The 12,067-nt window shown below is 34.4% G+C and carries 10 protein-coding genes; all 10 read right to left on the bottom strand.

Going from position 1 to position 12,067, the window contains the following annotated elements; translation table 11 throughout:
* Window positions 1–3: 3 nt before the first annotated feature.
* The 10 genes from K5V07_RS03705 to K5V07_RS03660 all read right to left on the bottom strand — a co-directional run bounded on the left by K5V07_RS03705 (window position 4) and on the right by K5V07_RS03660 (window position 12,067).
* Complete coding sequence (locus K5V07_RS03705) at window positions 4–852, bottom strand: FkbM family methyltransferase (protein WP_221916436.1); 849 nt, start codon at window positions 850–852, stop codon at window positions 4–6.
* On the bottom strand, window positions 842–2,395 hold the full coding sequence (locus tag K5V07_RS03700; protein WP_221916435.1) for a glycosyltransferase family 2 protein: 1,554 nt from the start codon (window positions 2,393–2,395) through the stop codon (window positions 842–844). Before K5V07_RS03700 ends, K5V07_RS03705 begins: the two co-directional genes overlap by 11 nt.
* Window positions 2,392–3,540 carry a glycosyltransferase family 4 protein gene (locus tag K5V07_RS03695; protein WP_221916434.1) on the bottom strand — a complete coding sequence of 383 codons (1,149 nt, stop codon included), beginning with the start codon at window positions 3,538–3,540 and terminating at the stop codon, window positions 2,392–2,394. The genes K5V07_RS03700 and K5V07_RS03695 overlap by 4 nt, the downstream gene beginning before the upstream one ends.
* Window positions 3,541–3,625: 85 nt before the next feature.
* A complete protein-coding gene (locus tag K5V07_RS03690; RefSeq protein ID WP_221916433.1) occupies window positions 3,626–4,504 on the bottom strand; it encodes a hypothetical protein in 879 nt (292 codons plus the stop codon).
* Window positions 4,505–4,553: 49 nt separating this feature from the next.
* Window positions 4,554–5,987 carry an MBOAT family protein gene (locus K5V07_RS03685; RefSeq protein ID WP_221916432.1) on the bottom strand — a complete coding sequence of 478 codons (1,434 nt, stop codon included), beginning with the start codon at window positions 5,985–5,987 and terminating at the stop codon, window positions 4,554–4,556.
* A gap of 1 nt (window position 5,988) precedes the next feature.
* Window positions 5,989–7,386 carry a UDP-glycosyltransferase gene (locus K5V07_RS03680; protein WP_221916431.1) on the bottom strand — a complete coding sequence of 466 codons (1,398 nt, stop codon included), beginning with the start codon at window positions 7,384–7,386 and terminating at the stop codon, window positions 5,989–5,991.
* An 88-nt stretch (window positions 7,387–7,474) separates the two neighbouring features.
* Window positions 7,475–8,350: an N-acetylneuraminate synthase family protein gene (locus tag K5V07_RS03675; RefSeq protein WP_221916430.1), complete on the bottom strand. Its 876-nt coding sequence runs from the start codon at window positions 8,348–8,350 to the stop codon at window positions 7,475–7,477.
* 211 nt (window positions 8,351–8,561) lie between these two features.
* Window positions 8,562–9,722: an acylneuraminate cytidylyltransferase gene (locus K5V07_RS03670; protein WP_221916429.1), complete on the bottom strand. Its 1,161-nt coding sequence runs from the start codon at window positions 9,720–9,722 to the stop codon at window positions 8,562–8,564.
* Window positions 9,682–10,491: a hypothetical protein gene (locus K5V07_RS03665; RefSeq protein WP_221916428.1), complete on the bottom strand. Its 810-nt coding sequence runs from the start codon at window positions 10,489–10,491 to the stop codon at window positions 9,682–9,684. Before K5V07_RS03665 ends, K5V07_RS03670 begins: the two co-directional genes overlap by 41 nt.
* A gap of 136 nt (window positions 10,492–10,627) precedes the next feature.
* Window positions 10,628–12,067, bottom strand: coding sequence for an MBOAT family protein (locus K5V07_RS03660; RefSeq protein ID WP_221916427.1), 1,440 nt, complete (start codon window positions 12,065–12,067; stop codon window positions 10,628–10,630).

The following is a 12,067-nucleotide window of genomic DNA, read 5'->3' as shown; positions in this document are numbered from 1 at the left end:
GTATTATTTGCTTTTCTTAATAAAAATAGTATTGAATGTCAACGTGTTAAAACTCTCCGTTTCAATACACTTTCTATTCTCCACATCGTATCGAATTGGTACAAAGTTAAAAGAAAGTAATAATTCAAATATTTGTTGGTTGGTATGACCAAATTTTAAATTAGACGAGTTTAACTCTATAATAATATATTTAAGACTTTCACGCTTTAGTATTTCTGTTGCTCCTTTTAGAACAAAATATTCATAACCTTCAACATCAACTTTCAAAAAAGTTGGGGCAAAATTAGCCAAAATTGTGTCGAGTTTTTTTACCTCAACGGTAACACATCCTGATTCCTGCTCTAAAGCAACCGCATTCATGACTCCCTTATGCTGTGTAAAATTCAAAAAGGATTCCTCTTCACCTATTCCAATATTATATGTTGTGATTTTTTGCGATAGATTATTTAAGTCTATATTTTTTGTCAATTTTACAAACGTGGATGGTATTGGTTCAAAAGCTATTACATCTGCTTCACATATTCCTGCAGCCAGTAAAGTAAAATGACCCACATTTGCTCCAACATCAATAAACAGCTCATTCGGTTTTAAATGATGCAACAAAAACATAGAATCTTCGTAGTCAAATAGTTTATAATAAATATTGGCCACAATACCTGCATCTCCTTTTTGAGCATAAAACTTCAAACCATCAATCCAATCATACTGTCTTGGTTTAGGATGTAAACTTTGAATACTATTGAACGAAACATATCTAAAAAAAGCTTTCCAAACAGTATCTTTTGTTAATGGATGCTGCTTAAAATCATCCCATCTTTTGAGTAATTTAGTATAGGTGTATTTAATTCTCATGTTGTCCTATTTTTAATTTTTGTGCCCAAAAAATGCTTCTTTCCCATTTTTTATTAAAATTACTAACAAAAAGAATACTCTTTAAAATGGGTTCTTTTTTAAGAAGCTTTAAAAAAAGTAAGAGTTTAAAACCTTTTAATTGCTCTAAGGTAAAATGTTTTAAATACACATACAATATAGTAGGTGATGGTTTGGGTTGGAGGTAATCTTGTTCCCACAATTGAGGTAGTGGCGTTCTAAAACCTCCCGATGGTGCTTTGAGATGCGTGATTCTTAAACTGGGAAAATAAATAATATCACAACCTGAATTTCTTAATTGTAGACCAAAATCAGTATCCTCTCCATAACCAAATTCTAATGCCTTATCAAATCGAATGTTTTTTAAGGATGGCGCAGCTACAAAACTATTTCCCGACCCAAAAATACCCGATTGATGAATGGTATTGAATATTTGAGTTTCACCCTGCTGCAAATAAGCAGTAGTTATAGCTTCTAAGCCATACTTTGTTGCGTTTTGTAACACATCCCGAATCAAATGTTGTCCAAAACGGTTGTCATCATCCCCAAGAAATACCCAATCACTTTCCACTAGATCTAAGGCTAGATTTCGGGCATTACAAGCACCCGTTTGATGTGTAAAGATGTGCTTTATAACAAAAGGCCAGTGTTTTTCTTGCAAATATTCTAGTTCTGAAATACTATCAAGAACAGGATTTTGCTCAATCACAATTACATGTACAGGCAAATGAGATTGGGCAGCCAAATCTAGAAGTACATCATATAAATACACTTTCCTTCCCAAAGTTGGAATAATAACATCAATAGAAGGCAACTCTTGAGCATCTTGGGCAGCATCTGCCATTAAGGACTCAAAATTAAGGTCCATATACAAGCGACTTTTAAAAAACAAGGCCTTTAAAAGAGGAAAAAAAGCCAATCGTTTTTCATAAACCAACATCATAAAAAATAAAAAGAACACCCATTGCTTTTTAAAATGCTGACTCACAAACTTAAAAGCTGCAAAGGTACTAATAGGCTTTTCATGAATTACATCTTGATTATCAAACAATAATTGTGGTGCAGCATAACAAAACAGGCCTTTAATCATTCCTATTTTTGCAATAGAACACAAAAAATAATCCAAATTCACATCGGGTTTAAGCTGTGATTTATAGCGCTCTAGTACCGAGGCGTGTATCACTCCCACGGTTGAACTCATGCACCACGTAGGATAGGTAACGGTGTGATTGACTTTTATAAAGGGAGATTGCTCTATATAACCTACTACATTTTGAAAAGGCAAATCTGACGCTCCTTTGTAACTCAACATCACATTTTTATGCTTTGAAAGCGCATCTAAGGCTGTTAGATTCAGTTTTTTCTTCACGGATTCATGACACCAAACTATTTTTACATTTGGATTTTCACTAGCAATAAGAAATAATGTTTGCGCAATATTGCTTCTATTTAACTTTGAAAAAAACAAAGGCGAAACTCCATCAACGGCAGTAACTTTACTATCTCTATGATATACTATAATCACTTCGCGAAGATTGATTTATAAAATTGAATATTCTGTTCTACAATTTTTTCGATATCAAAATGTTCTTGTATATATATGCTAGCATTTTTACCCATTTTAATACCAATTTGCGGCTGCTCTAAAACAGTAAGAATACGATTTGCAAATTGTTGATGATCTGCAGGATGCACTAGAAAACCACTATCAGCATCCACCATCAATTCTTGCGCCCAACCAATATTAGTATTTACCACAGGTTTCTGCAAAGCCATAGACTCAATTGTCACCATTCCAAGGGTCTCTGCATAGCTAGGAAAAATACATACTTGTGCTTGTTTTATGTGTTTTTGGATTTCTTGATACGGTATTTTCCCTAAGTAAGTTACGTTTTTTACGTCTTCACTGTCAAAACTTTGCTGCAGTAACTCCCAAGTAGATGTTGCTCCCGTTGCTATATCAGATGCATCTCCACCTATCAAAACCAGTTTGGCCCCTGGGAATTTCGTACGCACGATATTGAAAATAGCAGGTAATTCCAGAACTCCTTTTTTTCTAATAATGGTGCCTATGTACAATAACAGTCCGTTATCAAATTGTGTTGGATTTGGATTTTGAAAATCTTCTAATGCCAACCCATAATGAATTGTTTTTATAGTTTTGTTTTTAATTCCAAATAATTCTTTAGATACTCTTCCAGCGTAAGCTGTGGGAGCTATAAACGTCTTGGCTTTTTTAACAGCTTGCTTTTCGAACCAAAAATTTTTCCATTTTTGTTTGCGCTTTTCAAGATGACAAAAATAGGTATCACTACCATGAAAACGAATTACCAATGGCGCTTTTAGTTTCATAAAAGCAGTAATCCCTGTCCAATCAGGTGCTTCAAGAAGATCAATTTTTTCGGTGATTATCAAATCATTTACATAATCCTGAATGTATTTTCTATGCAAGTACCAGCCTAAAAATCGATATTTTTTTGATTTTAAAATATGTATCGCTACTCCATTTTCGTCAAGTTGAGCATTTTCCGCCTGACCATATACAATCACGGTTACCTTAATCTTTTGTTTAGTTAAAGCTACAACTAAGTTTTTAATACTTGTGCCAATGCCCGCAGCGTGAGCCACTTGCTTATGAGGATATTCTGGAGTAAGAAAAGCAATGTGCATAAGGTATGGATTATAAGTTTAATGGCCAGTGTATTATTCTAACCCATAGACGTTTTTTATTCTGCTCTATTTAATTTTGTGTTCTTTATTGTTTAAAAAAATCCTTAATTATAACTGAGGTAAACTTTCTAGCTCCTGCATCATTCAAATGGCCACAAGATGAAAAATATTGATCTACAATCACCACATTTTCATAATTATGAATTTCAGGATATAATTTCTTTACTTTTTCAAAATAATTCATGCCTTTGGTATTGCTACACATAGGCGTCATGATAGCAATAAAGTTAATGTTATTCTCTTTACAAAGCTGTTTTATTTCTTCAAAGTATTTGTTTTGCAAAGGCTTTAAGTTGGTCAAATCATTCTTCATATTTGCCTTTGGATTTTTGTATAAAGGATAATACCCTGAATTATCTAGTAAAGTCGTAGGCTTTTGTTGCACTACATTAAATAACTCTCTAAAACCTATTTTTGCATCAAATGCCACATACCTGTAAAATGGCACATAATACATGGATGCAAAATCAGTTTCATTCGAAAAATGATTTGCTATAGTTTGAGATTGATGCAAAAATGGTAGAAAATGTGATGAAACTCCTTCGTCACGCTTTTCATTGGAGAGATTCAAATCAGCTTCTAATACCACATTTTTAATAACATACTTTCTTTCGATCATTAATTTTAATAGCAGTGAGGCTTCAAAAAGATGTCCACCACTCATTCCGTAATTAAAAGCGCGCAACCCTTTTTGTTCAAATAATGGAGTTACAAAATGATTATTTGCTCTTGAGGATCCCAAAATAACCACATCAAATTTTTGAGATTTGGAGTTATAAACCTGTTCTATCTTTCCTCTTGTGGAGGATTGCAAATAAACAGAGGTATACAAAACATCCAGGATCACTGCTAACAAAAGGAGTATCAAGAGTGTTTTGCCAATAAAAATTAAAAACTGCTTCATTATTCGTTTTTTCGAGGTTGAATTTGAGGTTTTCTTATCTTATTTATTTTTAAAACTGAAAATAAATAAATTCTTTATAATCAGCGTAAGTGCCTAGTGCTACAATAGCAACAAGACAAAGACTCAGTTTTAAGTAACTGTATTTTCCAGAAATAGGTTCTACTTGCTGACGGTTTTTCCATTCTACAAGAACAAAAGCTAATATTAGAAGTAAAATTTCATAGTTGTACCTTTGATTCTCTAAATACTGTATTTCAAAAATACGATTCGAAAACATTCGTACAATATACTCATAGGCAGCCTCAATAGATTTGGACCTAAAAAATATCCAAGCCAAACAGGTTAAAGCAAAAGTGGTAAGCATATTAAAGAATACTTTAATCCCGTTAAAATTCAAATTTAAACCAACCGTCTCCATATTCGAACGGTTGAGATTTAAAATCAATAATGGCAAAAAGTACAAGGCATTGATAAAGCCCCAAGCGACAAAAGTCCAATTGGCTCCATGCCAAAAACCACTAACCAAGAAAATTATAAAAGTATTTCTAATTTTCATAGCCATACCTCCTGAGCTACCTCCTAGCGGAATGTACAAATAATCTTTGAACCAAGAAGAAAGAGAAATGTGCCAACGCCTCCAAAACTCAGCTATATCTCTTGAAAAATAGGGGTAATTAAAATTCCGTAACAAATCAATCCCAAACAATTTTGACATTCCCAAAGCCATATCAGAGTAGCCCGAAAAGTCACCGTAGATTTGGAACGCAAAATACACAGCACCCAAAACAAGTGATAAGGTATTCATAGATGGGTAATTATCAAAAATAGCATTCGCATAAGTTGCACAAGTATCCGCAATGACCACTTTTTTGACTAATCCCCACACGAACTGAAATACACCTTCTTTAGCTTTTTGATAATCAAAACTGCGCTTCACTTTTACTTGCGGTAATAAATGGGTCGCTCTCTCAATAGGACCAGCTACAAGCAAAGGGAAGTAACTCACAAATAAGGAATAATCTACAAAATTATATTCGGCTTTGATGCGCTTGTAATAAATATCAATTACGTAAGATAAGCCGTGAAAGGTGTAAAAAGAAATCCCTACTGGCAGCACCACATGGAGTAACAATGGACTGGTTTTAAAACCAAAACCATTTACCAATTGAGAAAACGAATCAGCAAAGAAATTGTAATATTTAAATATCCCTAAAAATCCTAAATTGATTGCTATACTGAGCCAAAACCAAAATTTTCGAGACGTTTTATTACTGCTTTTTTCTATTTGAATCCCCGTGTAATAATCTAAAAACGTGGAAAAAATCAGTAAAAATAAAAAACGCCAGTCCCAACACGAATAAAAATAATAACTCGCAATAATAAGAAGTGCATTTTGATAGGACTTGTTTTTATTACAAACAAACCAATACAAGATAAAAACAATGGGCAAAAATACCGCAAAGGCAAGTGAATTGAAAAACATATTAGTTTTTTAAAATAGTTTCTATGGTATCCCAAATAGTTTTAGACGCAACTGATGGATGATTTGACGCAACAATATCAAACCACTTTTTTCCTACTGAAACATTGGATACTTTTTGTTCTAAAATTTGCTCAACCAAGAATTCTAAATCCCTTTTATGGGTACAAAAAACGGCAGCATCTGGGCTGGGCATACTCCTAAAATGAACATAGTTATAGTTTTGACCTATATCCCGAATGCCTTTTTTCAATTGAGGTTGCTCGTAATTAAAATACAAACAGGATTTGTTGTGCAATACAAAATCAAAAACAGTTGAGGAACACACATTGGCCACAAAGTCTGAATGTTCACACACATTATATAACAAACCTAAATCAGCTTTTGTGGGTAAAATTTCATTCCACTGTGTTCCTTTGGAGGTCCACAAAGGATCTATCACAGCAATAATATCTTGGTATTGCTGTATTATTTTTTCATATCTCGTGGTAGTATCCACGGGGCATTTCCTGTAAATTATTCCCAGATTATGTCCTTTACCATTTAAACTTCGTACGGCTTGAGCCAAATCCTCTAAATAAAACTGATCAAGTGGTGAGGTAGTTTCGTCATCGCCCGAAAAACAAATGTACTTTTTATGATAATCCAAATTATGTTGGTTACAAAAATCCATTCTGCTTTGTGCCAAACTCGTATCAAAATGAGGTTCAAACTGTGGAGTCCCAGTTACAAAAACTTGATGTTCTTTGATAAACGGATAATAAGTCAATACTTCTTTTTTCATCAAATCACTCCATACACAATAGAAATCTGTTTCTATGAGCTGCATAGCCTTTGGAACATTATCCCAAGAATAGACAAAACCTACTGTAGGAATTCCTAAATCTTGGGCAGCAAGCAATGCGCTTATAGATTGTGTGGCACGCTGTGTGGTACAAAAAACAAGATCTGGTTTATGGGCTTGCAGCTGGGCTTTGCAATACTGATATTTTTTTGTGGAACGTTCTAAACTATTGATTCGTTTTCTAATGCGAATTATACCTGCCTCAGAGGAGTTCAAGCCAATGAGTATTTGGGTAAAGACACTCTTTAAAATATTTTTGATTCCTTTGTAACTAAATGGAAATTTATAAGTGGCGTAAACCGGGTCCTTGAATTTTTTCTGTGAAACATCGAGTTCAACATGCTTTCTAGCTCGAGTGTACAAAGGAGTTAATGGATGTATTTTATGATTTTTGAGTGGTAATTCCTCATAACCCAATTCATTTTCAAGTGAAAATACCGTATTATTCCAGTACACAATGGTATTCCCGCGTTCCTCTCCCAATTCCTTAAACTGAGTAAATGCAAAATTGCGCAACCCTACTCCATCTGGAAAAAAAACAAAAACTTTTTTATTCATGTTACCCATTTACTTCAAAAATTCAAACTTTAAAATGCGATTTGGCATACGCATGCATACCCAACACACGATTTAAAAACAAAACTGTTTATCCTTTTTTATTCTTCAATTTATCTCTTTGTACTTGTTCAATTGGCAAAATATCCGTTGCCTTCGTTGTCAGAGCTTGGTACACTGCTTTTAAATCTCGTGTCAACTTGCGCATACCCATTGGCTCAAGAGAAGCGGCATGATCAGTGCCTTTCCAAGTTCTATCCAGAGTATAATGGCGTTCAATAATAGAGGCGCCTAAGGTATAGGCCGCTACATCCACAGCAATGCCTAAATGATGACCTGAAAAACCAATTTGTTTTACTAGTCCTCCATATTTACTTTGCAAAGCATTAATTTCTAACAAACAAACACTGTCAAAAGGAACTGGGTATCCTGAAGTACAATTGTATAAAACTAAATCTTGATTGCGTTCTTTTTTTACAAAAAAGTCAACAATCTCTTTCGTTTCATCTTGCGTTGTCATTCCGGTCGAAATATGAATTTCCCCTTTGTAATGGTCGCATAACCATTCGAGCATGGCATAATTATTATTACATGCCGATGGAATTTTTATGAATTCAGGTTTTAAAGAAGCTATTTCTTGAGCCGATGTTACATCCCAAACTGATGTAGAATATACTAATCCAACTGATTCACAATATTCTTTTAGCTCAGCATGTTGTTCCACTGTGAATTCTAGATACTCTCGGTGCGCTCCATATGTATCGCCATACGAATTGTCTCTATTGGGATGAGGCGAATTGTACTGCTCTATAGTAAGTAATTCTTTGTTGTTTCGTTTTTGAAATTTTACGGCATCTACGTTACAAAAAATCTTTGCAATATGAATCAATTCCTTTGCAATAACCATATCTCCTTTATGGTTACATCCTATTTCAGCTATTACATAAGGTGCTTTGTATGCCTTCATTTTTTTAATTTTAGTAAGCAAAGAAAATTATTTTTTTCCTAAAAACGATTACTTTGCCGTATTAATATTTGGCTAAAAACAGCACCTCAGCTCTATTGCTTTCGCAACATACATCGAACCTTACAAAAACATCTGGATTTACAAATGCCATCTCATTATTTGTATTTCTTTTCCTATTGCAGCATAATACCGTTTGAGAAGATGCTTATTTTTAAGAGTAGCGCACGTTGTATTTCATAATGCGCTCACACACTTCCCTTATGGCACCTTGAGCAGATGCTTGGGTCAAAACATAATCCGCATGTTGTTTTACTATTTCAGTTCCATTAGCTGGACAAAAAGACCAACCTACACTACAAATGTTGGCCAAGTCATTCACATCATCACCTACATACGCTACTTGAGAATAGGAGGCTCCCTTAGTTATTAAAAATTGTTCCAGAAATGAATATTTGTCTTTGACTCCCATAAAACAATGTTCTATCTGCAATTTTTTCATGCGGGTTTTTACCAATTCGGAGTTTTCAGAGGTCATAATTACAACTTCTACTTGATTTTGTCTGATTATTTCAAGTCCCATCCCATCACGCATGTCAAAATACTTCATCAATTCCCCATCAGCTCCATAGTATACACCACCATTGGTAAAAACACCATCAACATCCAGAACCAAATAGGATATTTTATCATGCTTTTTACTTTTTTGCAAGCGATGCGCTAGCAAGTGGGTTACTATTTCCCAGTCCGAAGTTGAATCAATCTCCGTATAGGACTCTTCGTCCATCTCTACAAGTCCTATGTTGCCACTTATTCTGTTTTTTGAACGTACAAATGCAGCTTTGGTAGTGGCATATATGGCTCCATTTTCAACCAAAAGTCCTTCAAAATCCTGGCGTCTAGGTCTGTTGTAGATGTCATAATTTTGTGGTTGACCCGACGCATCCCAAATAAAACGGTGTGTTTTAACCACTGTAAGAGCTGCATCATAAGATTCCTGTTCTACTTTGGCTAAAACGGTATTAATTGCTACTCGTTGCGTTAAAGGTGACGTTGCCTGAAGCAAGCACAAAACATCATAATCATGAACAATAAGCTGAGTAAACTCATTCATAACACTTTCGGTTGAGGCAGTGTCCGTTGCATTCTCATCACTTCGCAAGAGTGCTTTTACTTTTGCACTCCAATGGTATTCTTTTTCTATATAGTGAATGATTTCTGTATCATCTGTAAACACATATACCTCATCTAAATTTGAAAAAATAGCTTCACTCAAAACCCAAGAAAACAAGGGTCTCCCTAGCATTTTTTTCTTGTTTTTTCCTGGTATTCCTTTAGAGTTTTTGCGTAGCGGAATCAAACCTATTTTTTTCATTTGAGGTAATTTTATTTTGTATAAAGGTACTTATTTCATTTGTAAAAACTTGAGCGGCTTTTTGCTGCAAATGGGATTCGTCATGAAAACTAGCTTCGTTTTGATAAATCGTATTAAAGGTATCGTAAACCATAACATCCTGTGTAGGCACCATTTTCAAAAAACGCTTGTAAAATTGTTTGTCGAAAGCCCCATAACTGGGAGGAAAAACATAAACTATTTGTATTTTATTTTTCAAACACAATTGTTGCAACGCCTTAAAAGCGGTGAGTTTTTCTGTATTTTCTAAGGCACTATTGTATTGATGAATCGGATTTTGTTTACCAATAAAAGAAGCTTTTCTGTTATAAAAAGGCATGGAACCCCAAGCATCAATTTTTCCGTCAAGCGGAAGAGCTACTTTTGATACCGAAAAATTGGATCGATTGAGACGCGCCAAACAAAAAAACCAAGAAAGCACATTTTTTTCTTTTTGACGGATCAACTCTTGTGTGATATAATTGTATTTAGCTAGTGGATACAAACGATCAAAACGAAAATTAAGTGTTTTTTCATTTACAAATTCATGCGGATTATCAATGGTTAAGACTACCATTTTTGGCTTTTTATTATATTTCAATACTGATTTTAATACAAAATAATGAAACCTAACATCTGATCCAGGATAGGAAAGATTGTATGTACTGTGCCTTGTTTTGCTTTCTATTTGTCCTGCCAAAATATTATTAGCACCTCTAGAAGACCCAATAATCAATATCTCTTTGTTCATCTTTCCTTTTAATACTTGTTCTAAACGCGTGTCGTACTCCAGTGTGGGCGCATGATGTAAGAAAAAATAAAACATCTTGTCCACCACAAAAAAAGTAGCTAAAAAAAAGACACTATGGAGGATAAAACGCCGCATATTAAAATTGGAAATAGATGAATTGTTGTTCTACAGGACTACTAAACACGAAAATGAGAATTAAAACAAAACTTATAAAAAACCAACTGAGTACTCTGATCCCAAGTAAATTAAAGTTTTCTAATGCAAATGCATTCCTACGACCAAACCATTCTACAGTGATACAAAATAAAATAAGTACTAAAACATTTGTTGGACGTACACTGGGTATTGTAAATAAAGAAATTGAAAAAATACCCGAAATATAATCAATAGCAGCAGACAAAGAATTGGCCCTAAAAAAAACCCACGCAAGAGTTGTCATTAAAAAAGTACTTCCCATTTGAAAAACCTCCTTAGCACTAGGCCATGTATTTGAAAAAGCTACTATCTCAATATGTTTTCGATTTTTTTGCGCCAGCAACAAAGGCACAAAATACAAGGCATGCAAAAGCCCCCAAACGATAAACGTCCAATTGGCTCCATGCCAAAAACCGCTCAATAAAAAAATGATACAAACATTTCGGATTTTTAAAAAACGAGAGCCTGCACTACCTCCCAGTGGTATGTACACATAATCTTTGAACCAAGAGGATAATGATATGTGCCAACGACGCCAAAACTCAGCAATATCTCTGGAAAAATAGGGGAATGAAAAATTTTGAAGCAACTCTATTCCAAAAAGTTTTGAGGTTCCTAATGCAATATCTGAGTAGCCACTAAAGTCTCCATAAATTTGTAACGCAAAAAATAAAGCTCCCATAAATAAAGTACTTCCGGATTCTTGTGGTGCATTATTAAAAATTGCATTGGCGTAAAGCGCACATTGATCAGCAATCACAATTTTTTTAAACAATCCCCACACTATTTGGTACAATCCATTTACTGCTTGCTGGTATGAAAATGTTCTGTTTTTTTTGAGTTGGGGTAATAAATGGGTGGCTCGCTCAATAGGACCAGCAACCAAAAGGGGAAAATATGACACAAACAAGGCGTATGCTATAGGGTCTTGCTCTGGAACCAGTCGTTTTTTGTAAACATCAATCACGTAAGACAGTCCGTGAAAAGTGTAAAATGAAATGCCTACTGGTAAAATAATTTCCAACACGTACAAATCAATGTCCAAACCCAACACCTGCAGTGCTGACTGCATAGAAACTGCAAAAAAGTTATAATATTTAAAAATTCCGAGGAAAGAAATATTAATTCCGATGCTTGTCCAGAACCATATCTTTCTGATGTGCTCTGATTTTGAATTTTGCATTTGTAACGCCGATACATAATCTAAAGCAGTTGAAAACAACAACAATCCAAGAAACCGCACATCCCAACAAGAATAAAAATAGTAACTACACAACAACAAAAAAATATTTTGAGCCTTGCTTGATTTACCCAAAACATACCAATACACCACAAAAACTATGGGTACAAATAAGGCGTACATGAGGGTGTTAAAAAGCAT

Origin of the sequence: Flavobacterium sp. CHNK8, assembly GCF_019774515.1 — a bacterium.
In the GTDB taxonomy this organism is placed as follows: Bacteria; Bacteroidota; Bacteroidia; order Flavobacteriales; family Flavobacteriaceae; genus Flavobacterium; species Flavobacterium tiangeerense.
The sequence above is the reverse complement of the archived record's forward strand: the minus strand, read 5'-3'. Positions and strand labels throughout refer to the sequence as shown.